Raw genomic sequence first — 19756 nt, 5'->3', positions numbered from 1 at the left:
CTCCCAGGGTGGTGTGGGGACCCTCGAAAAGGGAATGCGCGCGCATGACGACTCCTTTGGCTGGCGGCATTTTTTGGGGGTGATATCAGATGTCTGATGTCTGTATGAGATTCTAATCACAGGGGACGGGAGCGTCAACACGGCTGCGGACGCGGCCTGGTGGGGATGCCGCTGACAGGGAATACCCCGATGGGACGGGCCCGGACAGGCGGCTAGCGGGCCGCGGCTCCGCTACGGCTGGACACGGCAAGGTAGTGCTCGTAATCCTCGAAAGTCTGGGTGATATGTGCATCCATGGTGGAGCGGGCGGTGGCCGGGTCTCCGGCGGCGATGGCGGCCAGGACCATCTTGTGGTGGTGGATGGCGTGCCGCTGCACGTCGGGGAACGCCGAGGTTTCGCGCCGCATGGCGTAGAGCAGGGTGGACAGCTGGCCCAGCAGGGCCGGCACGAACGGGTTGCCGGACGCGCGCAGAACGGTGTCGTGGAAGGCGATGTCTGCCACGGTCAGCGCGTCCACGTCGCCGGCATGGTGGGCCGCTTCCATCTGCTCCACGCTGTCCTGCAGCGCGGCGAGGTCAGCCGGCCGGTGCCGGGAGGCAGCGAGTTCGGCCGCGCCGGTCTCCACCATGCGGCGGACCTCGAGCAAACGGAGTGCCACCTGGTCCGAGGCCACTCCCCTGGAGGCTGCGCGCATGATGGCGTCCAGTCCGGTCCAGCGCTCGGGCGGGTTGACGAAGGTGCCCAGCCCGCGCCGGACGTACACCACGTCCTGCGCTTTCAATACCTTCATGGCCTCGCGGGCCGTCAGCCTGCTGACACCGGACTCCTTGGCGATATCCGCTTCAGGCGGCAGGGCGTCGTCGGCCTTGATCTCTCCGCTGAGGATGTGCTCAAGGACCTTGTCGACGACGGCGTCGACCAGGGTCGGTCGCTTCTCTGCCATCCGTCATCCCCTGCCTGCGCGCGCAAGGCGCCCTGATTTTCCTTCCTCAACATTACTCGACGCACTCGGGCGCGCGCTGCCCGCCGTCGTCGTGCGTCAAACAGTCAGGTGGGTTAAACAGCAAACGCGGGGCCGCCCTGCCGGCCCCCAAAGGGGAACCGGGCCGGGTGGCCCCGCGTTGTGCAGGACTGCTAGAGGGCTGCGTAGACCTCACGGAGCAGCTTGGCTGTCTCGGACGGCGTCTTGCCGACCTTGACACCGGCAGCCTCGAGGGCTTCCTTCTTGGCCTGGGCGGTACCGGCGGAACCGGAGACGATGGCACCTGCGTGGCCCATGGTCTTGCCTTCGGGCGCGGTGAAGCCGGCCACATAGCCGACGACCGGCTTGGTGACGTTGGCCTTGATGAAGTCGGCTGCACGCTCTTCGGCGTCGCCGCCGATTTCGCCGATCATCACGATGGCCTTGGTCTCGGGGTCAGCCTCGAACGCGGCCAGGGCGTCGATGTGCGTGGTGCCGATGATGGGGTCGCCGCCGATGCCGATGGCGGTGGAGAAGCCCAGGTCGCGCAGTTCGTACATCATCTGGTAGGTCAGGGTACCCGACTTGGAAACCAGGCCGATGGGGCCCTTGCCGGTGATGTTGGCCGGGGTGATGCCAACCAGCGCTTCGCCGGGGGTGATGATGCCGGGGCAGTTCGGGCCGATGATGCGGGTGACCTGGTTGCCGTCGGCATCCACCTTGGACTGGGCCAGGGCCCAGAATTCGGCGGAGTCCTGGACGGGGACGCCTTCGGTGATGACCACGACCAGGCCGATGCCGGCCTCGATGGCTTCCACAACGGCGTTCTTGGTGAATGCCGGCGGCACGAAGACGATGGAGACGTCGGCGCCGGTTTCCGCCATGGCTTCCTTGACGGTGCCGTAGACGTTGATTTCCTTGTCGCCGTGCAGGACCGTGGTGCCGGCCTTGCGGGCGTTGACGCCGCCGACGATGTTGGTGCCCGCCTTAAGCATCAGCGCGGTGTGCTTGGTGCCTTCGCCGCCGGTGATGCCCTGGACGATGACCTTGGAGTCCTTGTTCAGATAGATAGACATGGTGCGTCCCTTTACTTAGCTGCGTTGGCGAGCTCGGCGGCCTTGTCGGCGCCCTCGTCCATGGTGGCGGCCAGGGTTACCAGCGGGTGGTTGGCCTCGGTGAGGATGCGGCGGCCTTCCTCGACGTTGTTGCCGTCAAGGCGGACTACCAGCGGCTTGTTGGCGGAGTGGCCCAGCTCGGCCAGCGCGCCAACGATGCCCTTGGCGACGGCGTCGCACGCGGTGATGCCACCGAAGACGTTGACGAACACGGACTTGACCTGCTCGTCACCCAGGATGACGTCCAGGCCTGCGGCCATGACCTCTGCGGAGGCTCCGCCGCCGATGTCCAGGAAGTTGGCGGGCTTGACGTTGCCGTGGTTCTCGCCGGCGTAGGCCACGACGTCGAGGGTGGACATGACCAGGCCGGCGCCGTTGCCGATGATGCCTACTTCGCCGTCGAGCTTGACGTAGTTGAGGTCCTGCGCCTTTGCCTTGGCCTCAAGCGGGTCCGCTGCGTCCTTGTCCTCGAGCTGCGCGTGCTTCGGGTGGCGGAAGTCGGCGTTCTCGTCGAGGGAAACCTTGCCATCGAGGGCCAGGATGTCACCGTTGCCGGTCTTGACCAGCGGGTTGACCTCCACCAGGGTGGCGTCTTCCTTCTTGAAGACGTCCCAGAGCTTCAGGATGACGCCTGCCACCTGGCCGCGGAGTTCCTCGGCGAAGCCTGCAGCTGCGACGATCTCGTCCGCCTTGGCCTGGTCGATGCCCACGGCGGGGTCGATGGCAATCTTGGCCAGCGCTTCGGGGCGTTCGACGGCGAGCTGTTCGATTTCCATGCCGCCCTCAACCGAGCACATGGCCAGGTAGTTGCGGTTGGCCCGGTCCAGCAGGACGGAGAAGTAGTATTCCTCGGCGATGTCCGCACCCTGGGCAATCATCACCTTGTTAACGGTGTGGCCCTTGATGTCCATGCCCAGGATGTTGGTGGCGTGCTCAAACGCTTCGTCGGCGGACTTTGCCACCTTGACGCCGCCGGCCTTGCCGCGGCCGCCTACCTTGACCTGTGCCTTGACAACGGTTACGCCGCCGATCTTCTCGGCGGCTGCCTTTGCTTCTTCTGGGGTGTACGCCACGATGCCGGCAAGCACGGGTACACCGTGCGCCTCGAACATATCGCGCGCCTGGTATTCAAACAGGTCCACGGTTTAGTGTCCTTCTACGTCGAAGTAGTTTCTGTACAGTCGGACACCATCCGAAAAGACGATGACCGGGCTGCGGATTGCACGCACCGGCGGCCTGTCTGGAAACGAGCCACGCGGCGTAATGCTCCATGGGGAACTCTAGTCCTTTGGAGGGACCGGGCCGTCCCAGACTACCTCTTATGTGAGTAAGCACACTATTCTATGGAGCGTAGAAAAACCGCGGATTTACGGGGTTTTTGGGCCCTCTGCCTGCGGGGATGCACTGCTTTTGGCGGGGCCCGGGACCAGTTCGTAACGTTCGGGGGAGATGAAGAATCCGACGCCGGCGGAGACGTTTCCGCACGCCACGCCGCCGTTGTAGGCGGAACAGCGCAGCCCGTTCCGTTCGAGGTTCTGACCGTCCGCAAGCACAGGTAGCTGGGCCAGCGGGCCGGCCTTGGTCCCCTTGGGTCCGTAGGCCGCTTCCATCGACGTGACGCCGGAGCGGCATTCGCCGTAGCGTGCACTGTCCGGGGCCAGCAGGGCCACGCCGCCCAGGTAGCCCAGGTGGGTTCCGGCGCAGTCATCCCTAACGTCCCCGGGTTGGGGAGGCTGATAGGTGGCCAGCTCGCAGTGGGCCACCGGGACAATGGGCAGCTTGTTGTTGGCAGCGTCGCCGTAGCGGTTCTGCTGGTACGGCAGGTTCACGTGGTCCCCGCGCGCGGACGTCAATGAACAGGCGATGGTGCGGTCCGCGGTGATGAAGGAGAGGACGTCGCCACCGCTGGAGTATGTCTTGGCGTCGGCCAAGGGCGCCTTTTCCAGTTGTTCCATGGGCGGCAGCGGGGCCGGTGGAACGTAGGAGGGGTCCTTGGTGGTCACGCTGCATCCCGTGGCGGTGACAGCAATGAGGAGGAGAAGGGCGGCGAGCATCCCCCAGACATTCCGTCGCATGGGCTCCATTATGCCCGGCCGGGGGCGGCTTAGGCGTCGAGCTTGGTCAGCGGCGCGTACCGCAACAACAGGCGCTTCTCGCCGACGTCGAACTTCACCTTGGCCACGGTCTTGTCCCCCGCTCCTTCAAGCGCCAGGACCGTGCCGTTGCCGAAGCTGGTGTGGTTGACCTTGTCTCCCACGCTGACGGCGATGATTTCCTTTTGCGGCTGCACCCGGTTCTTGGCGATGAACGCCGGAACGTCGGCGTTGAATCCCGCCGAGGAGTCCGCTGCCGCGCCACGGGCAGTGCCGGCGCCCCAGAAGGACCCGCTGTAGCGGCCGGACCCGATGGAACCGCCGCCCCAGCCGCCGGCCTGCCTGCTGGTTCCTTCACGCTTCCATTCCAGGAGCTCCGCCGGGATTTCCTCGAGGAACTGGCTGGCGGGGTTGTACTGGCTCTGGCCCCACATGCTGCGCACCTCGGACCGGGTCACGTAGAGCCGCTTGCGGGCACGGGTCAGTCCCACGTACGCCAGGCGTCGTTCCTCGGCCAGTTCCTTGGGGTCGGTGGCGGAGCGCTGGTGCGGGAAGAGGCCGTGCTCCATGCCGGTCAGGAAGACCACGGGGAATTCCAGGCCCTTGGCCGTGTGCAGGGTCATGAGGGTCACCACGCCCAGCCGTTTGGCCTCGGCGACGGCGGCGTCGATGTCCGCGCCGGGAGCATCCGGGATCTGGTCGGCGTCCGCTACCAGGGAGACCTGTTCCAGGAACGCGCCAAGGCTTCCTTCCGGGTTCTCCTGCTCGTACTCGCGAACTACGGCCACGAGTTCAGCCAGGTTCTCCACGCGGGACTCGTCCTGCGGATCGGTGCTGGATCGCAGCGCGGCAAGGTAGCCCGTCTGTTCCAGCACGGCTTCCAGGGCGGCGGCCGCCCCGGATCCGGAGGCAACCTCGGCCAGGTCGTCCAGCATCTTCACGAAGCCCAGGACGGCGTTGACGGACCGGGTGGCCATGCCGGGCGCCTGGTCGGCGCGGCGGGCTGCCTCCATGAACGACGTCCGCTCACGCTGGGCCAGGGCCGCGACGGCGCCTTCGGCGCGGTCGCCGATGCCGCGTTTGGGCTCATTCAATACACGGCGGAGGTTGACGTCGTCATCCGGGTTGACCAGGACGCGCAGGTACGCCAGGGCGTCCTTGATTTCCTTCCGCTCGTAGAAGCGGGTGCCGCCCACCACCTTGTACGGCAGGCCCACGCGCACCAGGACGTCTTCGATGGAGCGGGACTGGGCGTTGGTCCGGTAGAAGATGGCAACATCGCCGGGGCGCAGGTTCTCCTCGTCCTGGAGCCGGTCGATCTCCTTGGCGATGAACTGCGCTTCGTCGTGCTCATTTTCGCCGACGTAGCCGATGATCTTGTGGCCTTCGCCCTCGGCGGTCCACAACCGTTTTTCCGGACGGTTGGGGTTGCGGGAGATGACCGAGTTCGCCGCGCTCAGGATGTTTTGGGTGGACCGGTAGTTCTGCTCCAGCTTGATGGTGCGGGCCTCCGGGTAGTCCTTTTCGAACTCCACGATGTTCCGGATGTCCGCCCCGCGGAAGGCGTAGATGGACTGGTCCGAGTCACCCACCACGGTGAGTTCCGACGCGCCCGGGCCCTCCCCCACGATTTCCCGCACCAGGGCGTACTGGGCGTGGTTGGTGTCCTGGTATTCGTCCACCAGCACGTGGCGGAACCGGCGGCGGTAGGACTCGGCGAGCGCGGGGAAGGCACGGAACATGTAGACGGTCTCGGCGATCAGGTCGTCGAAGTCCATGGCGTTGGCCTGCCGGAGGCGCTGGGTGTAGCCCTTGTAAACGTCCGCGACCGCATGTTCGAAGGGGTCGTTGTAATTGGCTGCCGAGGCAAAGGAATCGGCGTCGATGAGCTCGTTCTTCAACGCCGAGATCTTGTGCTGGATGGCCTTGGGCGCAAACTTTTTGGGGTCCAGGTCCAGGGCCTTGGAGACCTGGGTGACCAGCCGCAGGGAGTCGGCGGAGTCGTAGATGGAGAAATTGGATTTCAGGCCGACGTTGGCCGCTTCCTGCCGCAGGATCCGCACGCAGGAGGAATGGAACGTGGAGATCCACATGATCTTGGCGCGTCCGCCCACCAGCGCCTCAATGCGCTCCCGCATTTCCGCGGCGGCCTTGTTGGTGAAGGTGATGGCCAGGATTTCGCCGTGGTGGGCACGGCCGGTGGCGATCAGGTACGCGATCCTGTTGCTGAGCACCCGGGTCTTTCCGGATCCGGCACCGGCGACGATCAGCAGCGCCGGCCCGGCATGCTTGACCGCTTCCTCCTGCTGGGGGTTCAGCCCCTCCAGCAGCTGGGCAGCGTCCGGGCGGTGGCTGCCTTGGTGCCGGCCGCCGTCGTGCCTGTCCGTGCTGTCCCGGTCCCGGTGGTGCCCGACCCCGTTGTTCTGCTGCCAGCCGGCCTGGCTGGCCGGCATTCCGCCGGGCCCGGCCGTGGTGGCAACGCCCTCCGGCCCCGTCCTGGTGCGGGCGGTGGCGGCAGGAGCGGCCTTGAACGGTCCGTCAGAGTACGGGTCAAACAACATATCCATGGTGCATACAAGTCTAGGCGGTGGGACCGACAACGCCTTCCAGCCTGTGGATTACTGCCGCTGACCCGTGAACCAGTGCCGGCAACCGCCTCAGGCCACCGAGCCTGACTGAAGGGCTGCACGCAACTCCTGAACCGCCGTCGTTCCTCCTGCCAGGAACCACTCCAGCCCGTTGACGCGGACTGTGTCCACGGCGCCCCCCGCCGCCCGGACGATCGCCTTGCCCGGCAGCCAGTCCCATTCCGGGCAGCTGTGCTGGAACCAGCACCCCAGCTGCCCGTCTGCGACACGGCCCAGGTCGCAGGACCCGGATCCCAGCATGCGGAGGGACGCGGCGGAGGTGGCGGCCGCGTGCCAGGGCATGGCGCACATGGGATCCATCAGCCAGGTGGGGTGGATGTAGGTGGCGGCCCCAAGCTCGGCGACGCTGGTGGCGTTGCGTTTGCCGCCGTCGTCGCTGAAACCGGTGAGGAGGCCACCGTTCAGGGTGGCGGGCCGGTCACGGCCGCCGAGCCACAGTTTGTCCTCCTCCGGCTGGAAGACGGCGCCCAGCAGCACATCATCGCGGTCCTTCAGGGCAATGGCGGAACACCAGTAGGTGGATCCGTGCAGGAAGTTGTAGGTGCCGTCCACGGGGTCGATCACCCAGGTACGGCCGCTGGTTCCCTGGACGGAGGCGCCTTCCTCACCCAGGATGCCGTCATCCGGCCGGCAACGTTGGAGCTGCTCCAGCACGTAGGCCTCGGCGGCGTGGTCCGCCGCCGTCACCACGTCCGAGACGGAGGTCTTTTGTTCCGACTGCAGGCCGGCCATGCGCATGAGGAGCGCCAGTTGCCCGGCTTCGCGGACCAGCGCGGCCGCCAGTTCGTAGTCGTCCAGTGCGGGATCAAGAACAGCTGCGCTGTGTCGGCCAGTGGTCATGGCTTCAGTTTATGGGGCGGGATAATGGTGCCATGGCCAAAACCCCTGCCCAGAGGATCAAGAAGCACGGCGACAAAGCGGTTGTGCCGCAGCACCACCTTCCACCTGTCGTGAACCCCACCACGGCGCGGACGCCGCAGAAGGCTCAGGGCAACAGCAACCTGATTGTGGTTGCCGGCGTGGTGGCAAGCCTGTTCCTGTTCTGGTACCTGCACCTGCTGACCCTGGACCAGCTCACCCAGCTCACCAAGGGCCTGGCCATGCCCGATTCGCTGGTGGGCGGGTTCGATCCCGGCTACATCGGCCGCCTGCAGGCAGCGATGGACGGCGATGCCCTGGGCCAGCTGAACTATGTCCACAAGACCGCGGGGACCCTCTTCCCGCTGATCTTCGGCTTCACGTGGCTGCTGCTCATTGGGACCAATGTGGCACGGAAGGGGCTGCGCTGGGCGTTGTGGGCCTTGCCCATGCTGTTCGTTGTGGTCCGGTTGTGGGGGAACGTGGCCATAGACGCCATGATGGCCTCGGAAGGTCCCGACGCCGGCCAGGTTGCCCTGGCGTCCGGCCTCACGGTGGCGGGGTGGGTGCTTTTGGTGTTGAGCCTCCTGGCCGGGGCCGCGGCTGTGTTCCTGAACAGCCGGAAACGGAACGAGACCTAGCCGGCAGTTACCCGGGCCGCCGCAGCCGCCGCCCGCTGTTCCTTCCGGTGCCGGTGCACCCGCTGTGCAATGACCAGCCCGGCGGCGGCCATGCCCACTGTCACGGGGTACCCCATGAGCCGTTCCAGCGTCCCGGGCTCGGGAACCATCATGCGGGTAAGCCCGCCGGTTGCCACCGCGGCCAGTGACACGCCGCCGCAGGCCACCAGGAACCACGCCATCCCGGTCTTCCGGAGCCACAGGAGTCCCAGGACCAGCAGGGCCGCACCACCCGTCACGAAGTACGTGACGGCGCCGGCATAATGCCAGGGTGAGCCGGCGTCCTCCGGGACCAGGCCCACAACCACCGTCCCTGCCCCGGCGGCTCCGGTGAGCAGCCGGACCGCGGCGGCCGCGAGCCAGGGTCCCCTGCGGCCCCAGCCGACCCTGGTCCCGGGGCGGGCACCCACGCGCAGCAGCCCGGACGTCAGCATCACCGCCCCCACCAGCAGGCCAAGGCCCTGGACCACGAACGAGGCATTCATCAGCCAGTTCAGGGGTGAGCAGACGTCCCGGCCTGAGAACGTCCCGCAGTGGAGGGCACCGAGGTCACTGATGTACCCGGTCCGCAGGTCGTAGGGACGGGGTCCGGACCACGCCATGGCCACGGCTGCCTCCGCGGCGAAATACTGCAGCACGCTCAGGATTGCCCAGGCCCCGATGTACTGCCGGGTGGACGCAACGTTCGGAATGAAGGCGGCGGCGGGAGCGGCAGTGGGGGCTGGACTCATGCCATGAGCGTAGTACGGCCCGGCACCTTGTATGCTTGTAACCGTGTCCGGACGGACCGGCCCCGCCGAACCACCGGATGCCCGCCCTCGTAGCTCAGTGGATAGAGCACGGCTCTCCTAAAGCCGGTGTCGTTGGTTCGATTCCAATCGAGGGCACTTGAACTCCCGTGTCCCGGAGCCCAGCCTCCGCGCCTACCTCCTGGGCAACCAGCCGGCCGGCGCCGCAAGCCACAACACCCACCCGGGCCGCTGGCTGGTGGAGCGCGACCTGCTGGACAGGTCGGAGGGCACCCGCGGAACCTTTTCCGGCGTCGTCCTTTTCATCCCCACGGACGACGACGGCGTGGCCTTCCGTGAGGAAGGCACCATGCGCTGGCCTGCTTTTTCCGGCCCCGCCTCACGCGAGTACCTGCTGCGGACCACCGGGCGCCCTGACGCGCTGGACTTCTTCTTCCCCGACGGCCGCCCCTTCCACCGGATGAGCTTCACGCCGGAAGCCAACCTGGACAGCCACTGGTGTGATCCCGATACCTACCGGGTGACCTACACCTTGGAGGACCCTGACCACTTCAGCTACAGCTGGGATGTCACCGGTCCGCGCAAGGACCTGCTGCTGACTTCACACCTGGTGCGGACGCAGGCACCGGCATGAAACACCGCATCGTGGTTTCCGCCGTCTGCGTGTTCGACCACACCGGCCGCCTGCTGACCGTGCGGAAGCGCGGCACCACCATGTTCATGCACCCGGGCGGCAAGCCGGAACCGGGCGAGACAGCTGTGCAGGCCGCAGCCCGGGAGCTTGAGGAAGAAGTGGGCATCACCATCGACCCGCGCGAACTGGTGTTGATGGGCGTGTGGATCGCCGACGCAGCCAACGAGGCCGCCACTGACATTGAAGCCACCGTCTTTACCGCTCCGGGCACCTGGTCAGCACACCCTTCAGCTGAGATTGCCGAGATCCGCTGGCTGGACCTGGACGTCCTGGCTTCCGGCGCCGGACAGGCCCGGGACCTGGCGCCACTGCTGACGGACCACATCCTGCCCCTGCTGGCCGCCCGGGCAGTCCCGGGAGCCGCGCAGGCTTAGCTGATCAACCCTAGAACTCGGGGACGGACTCCTGGGCCACGGCGGTGGCCTCCGCGAACTGCGTCCGGTAGAGCTCGGCGTAGCGGCCGCCGGCGGCCAGGAGCTCCGTGTGGGTTCCGCGTTCCACAATTTGACCGCCCTCGACCACCAGGATGGCGTCGGCCGCGCGGACGGTGGACAGCCGGTGGGCAATCACGACGGCGGTCCGCCCCTCGAGTGCGGCGCCCAGGGCTGCCTGCACGGCGGCTTCATTCGTGGAGTCCAGGGCAGCGGTGGCCTCGTCGAGGATGACGACGCGGGGCTGCGCGATCAGGAGCCGGGCAATGGTCAGCCGCTGGCGTTCGCCGCCGGAAAGCCGGTAGCCGCGCTCCCCCACCACCGTTTCCAGCCCGTCCGGCAGGGACCTGATCATCGTCTCCAGCCGTGCCTGCCGCAGCACGTCCCACATTTCCTCTTCGGTTGCGTCGGGCTTGGCCAGCCGAAGGTTGGACGCGATGGTTTCATGGAACAGGTGGCCGTCCTGGGTCACCATGCCCAGGGTGTCCCGCAGCGAATCGAAGGTGGCGTCCCGCACGTCCAGCCCGGTGCCCCGCGCAGTGCCGCCGAGACGCACTGCGCCGGAGTCGACGTCGTACAACCGCGACAGCAGCTGGGCGATGGTGGACTTGCCGGCGCCGGAGGAACCCACCAGCGCCACCGTCTGGCCCGGTTCCACCCGGAAGCTCACGCCGTGCAGCACTTCCTCGCCGCCGCGGGTGTCCAGGGTGGAGACTTCCTCCAGCGAGGCCAGCGAGACCTTGTCCGCGGACGGGTAGGCGAAGCGGACGTTGTCGAATTCGACGGACACGGGGCCGGCAGGAACGGGCTTCGCGTCCGGCTTCTGCTGGATCAGCGGCTGCAGGTCCAGGATCTCGAAGACGCGTTCAAAGCTGACCAGGGCGCTCATGACTTCCACCCGGGCGTTGGACAGGGCCGTGAGCGGAGCGTAGAGCCGGGTCAGCAGCAGTGCCAGCACCACCACATCCCCGGGTGCCAGCTGGCCGCCCAGGGCAAGCCAGCCGCCCAGGCCATACACCAGTGCCAGGGCAAGCGCGGACACCAGGGTCAGGGCCGTGACAAAGGTGAACTGCAGCATCGCCATGCGGACGCCGATGTCCCGGACGCGGCCCGCGCGGGCGGCGAATTCGCGGGATTCCTCGTCAGGACGCCCGAACAACTTGACCAGGGTTGCGCCCGGCGCCGAGAACCGCTCGGTCATTTGGGTGCCCATGGCGGCGTTGTGCGCGGCAGCTTCCCGGCGCAGGTCAGCCAGCTTGGAGCCCATGCGCCGGGCCGGAATCAGGAAGATCGGCAGCAGCACCATGGCGAGGACGGTCACCAGCCACGACGTATTGAGCATCACGGCCAGCGTCAGGGCCAGCGCCACCGAGTTGCTCACCACCCCGGAAAGGGTTCCGGCGAAGGCGGACTGGGCGCCGATGACATCGTTGTTGAGGCGGCTGACCAGCGCGCCCGTGCGGGTCCGCGTGAAGAAGGCAATGGGCATCCGCTGCACGTGGTCGAACACCCGCGTGCGCAGGTCCACGATGACGCCTTCGCCGATGGTCGAGGACAGCCAGCGGGTCAAGAGCCCCACCCCGGCCTCACCGACGGCCACGATGGCGATCAGCACTGCCAGCCAGATGACCGTGTCAACGCCGGTCTTGGCGATGATGGCGTCAACCACCTTGCCGGCAAGCACCGGGGTGGCGACGGCCAGGAAGGCAGCCGCAATGGAGGAGAGCACAAAGGCGATGAGCTTGCCCTTGTGGGGGGCGGCAAAGGCCAGCACCCGCTTCAGGGTCTCTTTGGAAAATGGCTTCGAAGCGCTCTTTGCGGTGCTGATGTTGTAGAGCGAACTCCAGGCTACGCGGTCCATGCTCATGGCTGTTTCTCCTGGGTTGCAGTGTGGTGGAGTTCCTGGACCGTGCCGTTTTCCAGGTGCCACCGGTAGTCGAGTCGAACGTTTTCCAGCAGCCGGCGGTCGTGGGTGACCAGCAGCAGCGCTCCGTCGTAGCTTTCAAGGGCCTCTTCCAGCTGTTCTATGGCCGGCAGGTCGAGGTGGTTGGTCGGTTCGTCCAGCACCAGCAGGTTCACGCCGCGGGCCTGGAGCAGCGCCAGGGCCGCCCGCGTCCGCTCACCCGGTGACAGGGAATCCACGGTCCTCGACGTGTGGTCCGCCTTGAGGCCGAACTTGGCCAGGAGCGTGCGAACGTCGGCACTGTTCCAGTCCGCCAGCACCGCTTCGACAGCGTCGCCCAGCGGCAGGGCGCCGTCCAGCAGCCCGCGGGCCTGGTCTATTTCGCCGACGGCGACGGAGGCACCCATGGAGGCATCGCCGTCGTCCGGCGCCTGGGTGCCCAGCAGCAGGCGCAGGAGGGTGGATTTGCCGGCGCCGTTGGGGCCGGTGATGCCCACGCGCTCGCCGCCGTTGAGCTGGAGGCTGACCGGTCCCAGCGTGAAGTCGCCCTGGCGTGCCACGGCCTTGCGCAAGGTGGCGACGACGGCGCTGGAGCGCGGTGCCTGGCCGATGCTGAACTGGAGCTGCCATTCCTTCCGGGGCTCCTCCACCGCGTCCAGACGGGCGATCCGGGATTCCATCTGCCGGACCTTCTGGGCCTGCTTTTCGGAGGATTCGGTACTGGCGGCGCGCCGGATCTTGTCGTTGTCGGGGTTCTTCTTCATGGCATTGCGAACGCCCTGCGAACTCCACTCCCGCTGCGTCCGTGCCCGCGAGACCAGGTCTGCCTTGGTGGCGGCAAACTCCTCGTACTTCTCGCGGGCGTGCCGCCGCATCACAGCGCGTTCCTCGAGGAAGGCGTCGTAGCCGCCATCGTAGACAGCCACACTGTTCTGTGCCAGGTCAAGTTCGACGACGCGGGTCACACAGCGCGCCAGGAATTCGCGGTCATGGCTGACCAGCACCACGCCGCCGCGCAGCCCCGTTACGAAGTTCTCCAAGGTGGCCAGCCCCGCGAGGTCGAGGTCGTTGGTGGGCTCGTCCAGGAGCACCACATCGAAGCGGCTCAGCAGGAGGGCCGCCAGGGCCACCCGGGCGGCCTGGCCGCCCGAAAGACCCGTCATCAGCGCATCGGCGCCGGCGTCCAGTCCGAGGTCTGCCAGCACCGCCGGGACGCGGTCGTCCAGGTCAGCGGCGCCGGAGGCCATCCAGCGGTCAAAGGCACGGGCGTAGGCGTCATCCGCCCCCGGAGCGCCGGAACCGAGTGCTTCCGCGGTGGACTCCATGTCGGCGGTCGCCTCCGCGCAGCCGGTGCGGCGGGCAATGTAGGCCGCCACTGTTTCGCCGGCAATGCGCTCGTGCTCCTGAGGGAGCCATCCAACGAAGGCATCGGACGGCGCAAGGTTGACCGAGCCCTGCTGGGGCTGGTCGACACCGGCCAGGAGGCGCAGCAGCGTCGATTTACCGGCACCGTTGGCACCCACCACGCCCACCACGTCGCCGGGGGCAACCGTCAGCGAGAGCCCGGAAAAGAGCACCCGGTGGCCGTGGCCACCGGAGATGTCTTTCGCAACAAGGGTTGCAGTCATCGAATCGTCCTTTCGCCGCTGCCCGGACAGCCGCCGACGGCCGGCAGAGGCGGCGAAAACCGGGCCGCGGCGCCGCTGGGGCTGCAGGACATAGAAGAACCCGCTGGTCCGGACTTGGGGGGTGTACGGACCAGCGGGCTCGACCATCAACTATAGGCGAAGGTGGACCATGGGCAAAATCGGCGGCACGGCCGGGGCGGGGACGGCACGGTAAAATCGTCCTCACCACCCGTTCTGCAGAGAGCACTCCATGACCCTTCCTGCCAAGGCGTTCCAGCGCTGGCTGCAAGGCATCGCGCCAGATGCCAGCACTGCAGACGTCTGCAGGGTCTCCGGAATCAAGCGGACCACGCTGGCCCAGCAGCTGGTCCGGGGCAAAGTCTCCGTGAGCACGGTGGTCAGCATCAGCCGCGCGTACAACATCAACCCCGTCGACTCACTGTCCGGGTTTGACGCCTACAGCGCCCTGGGAAGCCCTCCGCGTCCACCCACCCGCAGCGAGCTGGTCAGCCAGATTTCCACGCCGGACCTCCTGCGGGCGCTCCTGGCCCGCCCCGCAATGGACGCGGCCCGGGGAGCAGCCTCTCCCGCCCTCACTCCTGCCCCGCACGCCACCTCCGTGAAGAACTGGGTCGATGCCATAGACGACGGCGAGGTCCGGCACCGCGTGTCCGCCTCCACGGGAGTGGCGCCGCAAAACTATTCCGCCCAGTTGACCGCCAACCGGCTGTCCCCGGAGCTCGCCTTAGCGACGGCATTGGCGGCCGGAGTGGGACCCGCCGGCGGACTGGTGGCCACGGGAATCATTACGGAGGAGGAGGCCGGCTGGCCTCCCGGTGCCCGGCAGGCGGCGCTGGACAGCCTCACCGACGGAGAACTCACAGCCCTTGCTGGAGACCGGCTTCAGGCAATGGGCAAAGTACTGCGCCGCCAGGAGCAGGACCAAGCGCAGACAGAAAAAATTTGGGAGAACCTGGGATGATCGAAACCCTTCAATGGAGCACGCTGGCCATTTGCGCCCTTATTGCGGTGGCCCGCGTCCCCAGCACACTCAGAGGAGAAAACCGCTCCCTTTTCGGCATCTTTGCCTTGATGACCCTGGCCATCCTGTTGAGCATCCAGGGGCCGTACATCGTCATCGACCAGGCGCTGGGCGGGATCAACCTGGCCAACCTGTTGCTGCGCTTCGTCATTTTCGGCGCCATCTTCTTCATGGGTATCCGCGTTTCCAGGGGCTTCGGTGCAAGGGATGCGTACAGGCTCATAACCGGAAGGGCCGGGGTTTCGGTCCTTGCGGTCATTTCCGTTGTCATGGTGACGCTGTTCTTCATGATGGGCACTAGCGGGTCGTCGGCCGGGCTGACAGGGGTTGTGGGTACGGATCCCTGGAACTCTGCCTTACTGGAGTATTACGGGGCCGCCGGCCGGGCTTACCCCGCCTACATAACGTTGGCTTTGCTGCCGGCAATGGTGCGTGCAGTCTTCGGCCGGCTTCCCGCCCTGGTCCGGGTTGCCGCGGGGCTGCTGGGTCTTGGCGCCGTAGCCACGGGCCTGAGTTTGTCTTTCCCTCTTATCCCGCCCACCCTTGGCCAGATAGAGTTCCTTATTAACTACACGGCCGTGCTGTGCTTCGTCGTCGGGCTGGCATTAATCTGGGTCGCCAAAATGGTCAATGCGCGCGGCGCGGCACGCCGGAGGACATCTACCGAAATGTAACCTTCGTGCGCTTTCACAAAAACATTAGAATGTGAAACAATCATGAATGTGTGAAGGCGGGGCTGCCAAGCGTTTTCGAACGGGGATAAATTCCAAAGCGCCGGCCGCCCCGGGGGCCTTTGCACGCATTGGGGGGATGAGTGGTGGCGGATCGTTGGGGACCGCCCCCACTCAGCCTATTTAAGGACCATGGCCCCCAAGGGACACTGATCCTATTTCCTGGCAAACCTCAATGTCACCAACTGGAACGGCCGGAGCGCGAGCTCGGCACCGGTATCTGCCGGAACAATTCCGGGCGCCTCGGCGGCACGCTCCAGGAGATCCGTCGACACCACGCCATTGACAGGGAAGTTGGCTGTGAGAGTTCCCACGGACCGCTGCCCCAACGACTCATAGAGCCGGACCACCACATCGCCCGATCCGTCCTGGGCCAGCTTCACCGCTTCAATGACCAGGGCCGGATTGCTGACGGAGAAGAGCGGCTCCACCGCGGTGCCGCCGCTGACCAGCCGGGGCGCCAGGTTGGTGCGGTACCCTTCCTGGACGGCGGCCGCAATGTCAGCACCTGGGCGGATGGTCACCGTCAACTCCTGGTGTCCGCGGTCGGCGTCGGGGTCGGGGAACTTAGGAGCCCGCAGCAGGGACAGGCGCACCGTAGTGGTGGTTCCGCCGTCGGATTCCCTGATGCTTCTGCCCACGTCGTGGCCGTATGTGGAGGAGTTGGCCACCGCCACCCCGTAGCCGGGCTCCCCCACGTGGATCCACCGGTGGGCACAGATTTCGAACTTCGCGGCTTCCCAGGAGGTGTTGGTGTGGGTGGGCCTGAAGACGTGGCCGAACTGTGTTTCGGCAGCTGACCGGTCTGCCCGCACGTCGAGGGCAAAGCCGAGTTTCAGCAGCTTTTCGCGCTCCTGCCAGTCCACGGCCGTGGTGATTTCCAGTGACGGGCTGCCGGGGGCCAATGTGATGCGCTGGGTCAGCGGCGAGCTCCCTGCCATCCGTTCCACCACCACCACGGCGCTGCCGTCTTCATTGGCCAGCCGGACCGACTCCGCGTGGACCAGCGGAGTGACATTGCGGCGGTAGAACTCGTCGATGTCCCAGGCGTCCCATTCGTTGGGGGTGTCGCGGTGCAGTTCCAGCAGGTTGCCGCGCTGGCCAGGGGCGATGGCCTCTCGTCCGGTGGCGTAGTCACGCAGGGACGCGAGGAGTCCATCGGCGTCCACCTCGACCCGGATAATCCCGTTGTCCAGGATGTAGCCGCCGTGGTGTGGCGTGGCGAGCACCGGCCCAGGGAGCGGCGTTGGTTCCGCTGCCGCAAGGGCGGGCACTCCATTCCTTGCGTGCGGCGCAGCGTTAAGCAGGAACTGCCGGTCCCCGGAGCCCAGCATGGCGGCAGCTGCCTGGCCGATGATTGCTTCAAGCGCCTTTTCGATGGCCTGGTAGTTACGCTCGGCGTCCTGGTGGACCCAGGCAATGGAGCTGCCGGGAAGGATGTCGTGGAACTGCTGCAGCAGTACCAGTTGCCAGAGCCGCTTGAGCTCGGCATCCGGATAGTCGTATGCGCCGGCCGACCGGACTGCAGCCGTGGAACACCACAGTTCCGCTTCACGCAGCAGGTGCTCGCTGCGTCGGTTGCCCTTCTTGGTCCGCGCCTGGCTGGTGTACGTGCCGCGGTGCAACTCCAGGTACATTTCGCCCACCCAGACAGGCAGTGCCGGGTAGTCTTCCTCGGCCTGCAGGAAGAAACTCTCCGCAGAGCCGATCCTGACCCTGGGCGATCCCTCCAGATTCGCGGTGCGGGCAGCCGCCGCAAGCATTTCGCGGGTGGGTCCGCCGCCGCCGTCGCCATAGCCGAAGGGCACCAACGACACCGTCCCGCGGCCGTGGTCCCGGTAGTTGCGCTCGGCGTGGGCAAGGTCCCTGCCGCTGAGGTCCGAGTTGTAGCTGTCCACCGGCGGAAAATGGGTGAACAGCCGGGTGCCGTCGATTCCCTCCCAATTAAAGGTGTGGTGCGGCATCCTGTTTGTCTGGTTCCAGGAGATCTTTTGGGTAAGGAACCAGCGGCTGCCCGCGGCTTTCACGATCTGGGGCAGGGCGGCACTGTATCCAAACGAGTCCGGGAGCCACGCCTCCCTGCACTCAATGCCGAACTCCGCCAGGAAGAAGCCCTTGCCCTCCACGAACTGCCGCGCCATGGCTTCGCCGCCGGGCATGTTGGTATCCGATTCCACCCACATGCCGCCGACGGGCACGAACTGGCCTGCCCGGACCTTTTCCCGGATCCGGCTGTACAGCTCCGGGTACAGCTCCTTGATCCATGCCAGCTGCTGCGCGGACGAACAGGAGAAGACAAAATTCGGGTCTTCATCCATCAGTGCCACCACGTTGGAGAACGTCCGGGCGCATTTGCGGATGGTTTCACGGACCGGCCAGAGCCAGGCCGAGTCGATGTGGGCATGGCCCGTGGCAACCAGTTGATGCGCGGATGCGTAGGCGGGGCGGGCAAGGACTTCGGCGAGCTCCTGCCGTCCTGCCGGCGCGGTCCCGGCAACATCGTCAGGGTCCATCACGTCCATCATGCGTTCGAAGGCCCGGAGGATCTCATGGCGGCGGGGAAGCTCCAGGGGGAGTTGTTCCATGAGGCCGGCCAGCGTCCACACGTCCTGCTGGAGTTCCCACACGCACTGGTTGAGTTCAGCGATGGCGATGTTGCCCAGCCGGTACTGGGGTGCTCCCCCGGCGGTCGCCTTGTCTCCCAGCGGGGTGGCGGCAAAGGTCCAGCCTTGCGCCATGTCCGGGTTCGCGGCTGCCTCCACGTAGAAGTCCACGGCCATGCCGCCGCCCAGCAGCTTCACGGGAATGTACTGGTTGCGGGGTGAGATGGCCTTGATGATGGTCCCGTCAGGCCGCCAGGCGATGCCCTCGCACTGGAACCCGGGCGCTTCGGTGGTGAACCCAAGATCCACCACCACCTCCACGGTGGTTTCCGGGCCGCCGCCCCAGGATTCCGGCACCTCCCCTTGCAGCCGGAGCCAAGTGGTCCCCCACGGCCGGCCCCAGGCGGCGCCGTGCTCCTGCGGCTGGAACTCCTGCCGCATCGCTTCGAGCGCGGGGACCGGTTCACCGGGGGCCTCCCAACTGCTCAGGTCAAGCGGGACCGTCCGGCTGTAGACGGCAGGGGCGATGCGCTCGCGCACAAACCTGGCCAGGCGGACTTCCGTGATCCTGCGGTCGTCATGCAAAATAAGTCCTCTTTAGGCTCGGGGCTGGATCATCGCGTCCATTCGATGGACAAATCTACCCTCCGGCAGCATTGCAACCAACCCCCTTGCCCGGGCAGCCACGTCCCAGCCGTGCATTGGCCCTCCTAGCCACTGGGCACGGCTGGTGCAGGGCGCAGGATCCGCGAGTCCCCGGCGTAGACGTTAAAGCTGGTGTGCCGGCTGAAACCCGCCAGCGTCACGCCGTTCGCCTCGGCCAGTTCCACGGCAAGACTGGAAGGGGCACTCACGGCAGCCAGGACGGGAATGCCCGCAAGGGATGCTTTCTGGACCAGCTCGAAGGACGCCCTGCCAGATACTTGGAGGACGGTTCCGGTAAGAGGCAGGAGGCCCTCGCGCAGTGCCCAGCCCACCACCTTGTCCACGGCATTGTGGCGTCCCACGTCCTCACGCAGGCACAGGAGCTGCGGCTCGCCGTCGTCATCGATCCTGAACAGGCCTGCCGCGTGCACGCCGCCGGTGTCCTCGAAGACACGCTGGGACTTCCGCAGCATCCCCGGCAGGGCGGCCAGGACTTCCGCGTCCACAGTCAACGGGTCCGTCCGGGGGCTGAAGTGGGAGGACTTTTGGACAGCTTCGATGGAGTCCGTTCCACAGATGCCGCAGGAGCTGGACGTGTAGACGTTGCGGCCGGTGTCGGGAACTGGCACATCCGGCCGCAGCTGGGCCTCCACCACGTTGAATGTCTGGACACCGTTCTCGTCCTCGCCGGCACAGAATCGCAGCGAAACCAGCTGTTCGGGGGCCCATATGACCCCCTCGGACACCAGGAATCCAGCCACCAGGTCAAAGTCGTCCCCCGGGGTTCGCATGGTGACCGAATAGGAAAGCTTTCCCAGCCGGATCTCCAGCGGTTCCTCGACGGCGAGGACGTCTTCGCGGTGGCGGACCGGGTACTCCAGGGCTCCCGGCGAACCGTCCAGGACATACTTGTGCACCTTGCGGCGCTGGGTTACGCGTCCCATGTTCCACCCTGCTTGTTCATTACTCCATCA

Annotated in this window: 16 protein-coding genes and 1 tRNA gene; 6 read left to right on the top strand and 11 right to left on the bottom strand. The window is 66.5% G+C overall.

All coding sequences use genetic code 11. The features are described from left to right. Positions 1-212 precede the first annotated feature (212 nt). The 6 genes from LDO14_RS04280 to LDO14_RS04255 all read right to left on the bottom strand — a co-directional run bounded on the left by LDO14_RS04280 (position 213) and on the right by LDO14_RS04255 (position 7658). Positions 213-944, bottom strand: coding sequence for a FadR/GntR family transcriptional regulator (locus LDO14_RS04280; protein ID WP_018769573.1), 732 nt, complete (start codon positions 942-944; stop codon positions 213-215). A 191-nt stretch (positions 945-1135) separates the two neighbouring features. Continuing rightward, positions 1136-2038: a succinate--CoA ligase subunit alpha gene (gene sucD, locus LDO14_RS04275; RefSeq protein ID WP_018769572.1), complete on the bottom strand. Its 903-nt coding sequence runs from the start codon at positions 2036-2038 to the stop codon at positions 1136-1138. Positions 2039-2049: 11 nt separating this feature from the next. Then, complete coding sequence (sucC, locus tag LDO14_RS04270) at positions 2050-3219, bottom strand: ADP-forming succinate--CoA ligase subunit beta (protein WP_018769571.1); 1170 nt, start codon at positions 3217-3219, stop codon at positions 2050-2052. Between the two features lie 225 nt (positions 3220-3444). Then, complete coding sequence (locus LDO14_RS04265; RefSeq protein ID WP_026265816.1) at positions 3445-4161, bottom strand: hypothetical protein; 717 nt, start codon at positions 4159-4161, stop codon at positions 3445-3447. Between the two features lie 20 nt (positions 4162-4181). Then, positions 4182-6737, bottom strand: coding sequence for a DNA helicase PcrA (pcrA, locus tag LDO14_RS04260; protein WP_223993908.1), 2556 nt, complete (start codon positions 6735-6737; stop codon positions 4182-4184). A 90-nt stretch (positions 6738-6827) separates the two neighbouring features. Beyond that, the gene (locus LDO14_RS04255) at positions 6828-7658 is read right to left on the bottom strand and encodes an inositol monophosphatase family protein (protein WP_134165632.1); all 831 of its coding nucleotides are present in this window, start codon (positions 7656-7658) and stop codon (positions 6828-6830) included. A 32-nt stretch (positions 7659-7690) separates the two neighbouring features. Between LDO14_RS04255 and LDO14_RS04250 the strand changes: the two genes are divergently transcribed. After that, entirely contained in the window at positions 7691-8317 is a 627-nt protein-coding gene (locus LDO14_RS04250; protein ID WP_056389110.1) for a hypothetical protein, read from the top strand. Here LDO14_RS04250 and LDO14_RS04245 read toward each other — a convergent pair. Further along, positions 8314-9087 carry a DUF998 domain-containing protein gene (locus LDO14_RS04245; RefSeq protein WP_223993906.1) on the bottom strand — a complete coding sequence of 258 codons (774 nt, stop codon included), beginning with the start codon at positions 9085-9087 and terminating at the stop codon, positions 8314-8316. The two genes, LDO14_RS04250 and LDO14_RS04245, sit on opposite strands and share 4 nt — an antisense overlap. Before the next feature lie 83 nt (positions 9088-9170). Here LDO14_RS04245 and LDO14_RS04240 point away from each other — a divergent pair. The 3 genes from LDO14_RS04240 (at position 9171) to LDO14_RS04230 (ending at position 10173) form a co-directional block, all read left to right on the top strand. Beyond that, a tRNA-Arg gene (locus tag LDO14_RS04240) sits at positions 9171-9243 on the top strand. Between the two features lies 1 nt (position 9244). Beyond that, positions 9245-9739 (top strand): DUF6314 family protein, encoded by a 495-nt coding sequence (locus LDO14_RS04235; protein WP_223993904.1) that lies wholly within the window; start codon positions 9245-9247, stop codon positions 9737-9739. Beyond that, complete coding sequence (locus LDO14_RS04230) at positions 9736-10173, top strand: NUDIX domain-containing protein (protein ID WP_142068542.1); 438 nt, start codon at positions 9736-9738, stop codon at positions 10171-10173. The genes LDO14_RS04235 and LDO14_RS04230 overlap by 4 nt, the downstream gene beginning before the upstream one ends. Before the next feature lie 10 nt (positions 10174-10183). On the opposite strand, the gene LDO14_RS04225 is transcribed toward LDO14_RS04230, so the two are convergent. Continuing rightward, positions 10184-12097 carry an ABC transporter ATP-binding protein gene (locus LDO14_RS04225; RefSeq protein WP_223993902.1) on the bottom strand — a complete coding sequence of 638 codons (1914 nt, stop codon included), beginning with the start codon at positions 12095-12097 and terminating at the stop codon, positions 10184-10186. Beyond that, on the bottom strand, positions 12094-13761 hold the full coding sequence (locus LDO14_RS04220; protein ID WP_223993900.1) for an ABC-F family ATP-binding cassette domain-containing protein: 1668 nt from the start codon (positions 13759-13761) through the stop codon (positions 12094-12096). Before LDO14_RS04220 ends, LDO14_RS04225 begins: the two co-directional genes overlap by 4 nt. 250 nt (positions 13762-14011) lie before the next feature. Here LDO14_RS04220 and LDO14_RS04215 point away from each other — a divergent pair, with 250 nt between their 5' ends. Next, positions 14012-14743 (top strand): hypothetical protein, encoded by a 732-nt coding sequence (locus LDO14_RS04215; protein WP_223993898.1) that lies wholly within the window; start codon positions 14012-14014, stop codon positions 14741-14743. Continuing rightward, a complete protein-coding gene (locus LDO14_RS04210) occupies positions 14740-15477 on the top strand; it encodes a hypothetical protein (RefSeq protein WP_223993896.1) in 738 nt (245 codons plus the stop codon). Before LDO14_RS04215 ends, LDO14_RS04210 begins: the two co-directional genes overlap by 4 nt. 212 nt (positions 15478-15689) lie before the next feature. On the opposite strand, the gene LDO14_RS04205 is transcribed toward LDO14_RS04210, so the two are convergent. Next, positions 15690-18722 (bottom strand): glycoside hydrolase family 38 C-terminal domain-containing protein, encoded by a 3033-nt coding sequence (locus tag LDO14_RS04205; RefSeq protein WP_223993894.1) that lies wholly within the window; start codon positions 18720-18722, stop codon positions 15690-15692. 125 nt (positions 18723-18847) lie between these two features. Then, complete coding sequence (fdhD, locus tag LDO14_RS04200; protein ID WP_223993885.1) at positions 18848-19726, bottom strand: formate dehydrogenase accessory sulfurtransferase FdhD; 879 nt, start codon at positions 19724-19726, stop codon at positions 18848-18850. Between the last annotated feature and the right edge of the window lie 30 nt (positions 19727-19756).

The sequence above is a fragment of the Arthrobacter sp. NicSoilB11 genome (assembly GCF_019977375.1).
In the GTDB taxonomy this organism is placed as follows: domain Bacteria; phylum Actinomycetota; class Actinomycetes; order Actinomycetales; family Micrococcaceae; genus Arthrobacter.
This window is presented reverse-complemented; position numbering and strand designations above follow the sequence as displayed.

Bases quoted from the DNA above. Each gene is read 5' to 3' on its own strand.
- LDO14_RS04280 (WP_018769573.1), bottom strand. From the start codon at position 944: ATGGCAGAGAAGCGACCGACCCTGGTCGACGCCGTCGTCGACAAGGTC.
- sucD (WP_018769572.1), bottom strand. From the start codon at position 2,038: ATGTCTATCTATCTGAACAAGGACTCCAAGGTCATCGTCCAGGGCATC.
- LDO14_RS04265 (WP_026265816.1), bottom strand. From the start codon at position 4,161: ATGGAGCCCATGCGACGGAATGTCTGGGGGATGCTCGCCGCCCTTCTC.
- pcrA (WP_223993908.1), bottom strand. From the start codon at position 6,737: ATGGATATGTTGTTTGACCCGTACTCTGACGGACCGTTCAAGGCCGCT.
- LDO14_RS04255 (WP_134165632.1), bottom strand. From the start codon at position 7,658: ATGACCACTGGCCGACACAGCGCAGCTGTTCTTGATCCCGCACTGGAC.
- LDO14_RS04250 (WP_056389110.1), top strand. From the start codon at position 7,691: ATGGCCAAAACCCCTGCCCAGAGGATCAAGAAGCACGGCGACAAAGCG.
- LDO14_RS04245 (WP_223993906.1), bottom strand. From the start codon at position 9,087: ATGAGTCCAGCCCCCACTGCCGCTCCCGCCGCCGCCTTCATTCCGAAC.
- LDO14_RS04230 (WP_142068542.1), top strand. From the start codon at position 9,736: ATGAAACACCGCATCGTGGTTTCCGCCGTCTGCGTGTTCGACCACACC.
- LDO14_RS04225 (WP_223993902.1), bottom strand. From the start codon at position 12,097: ATGAGCATGGACCGCGTAGCCTGGAGTTCGCTCTACAACATCAGCACC.
- LDO14_RS04220 (WP_223993900.1), bottom strand. From the start codon at position 13,761: ATGACTGCAACCCTTGTTGCGAAAGACATCTCCGGTGGCCACGGCCAC.
- LDO14_RS04215 (WP_223993898.1), top strand. From the start codon at position 14,012: ATGACCCTTCCTGCCAAGGCGTTCCAGCGCTGGCTGCAAGGCATCGCG.
- LDO14_RS04210 (WP_223993896.1), top strand. From the start codon at position 14,740: ATGATCGAAACCCTTCAATGGAGCACGCTGGCCATTTGCGCCCTTATT.
- fdhD (WP_223993885.1), bottom strand. From the start codon at position 19,726: ATGGGACGCGTAACCCAGCGCCGCAAGGTGCACAAGTATGTCCTGGAC.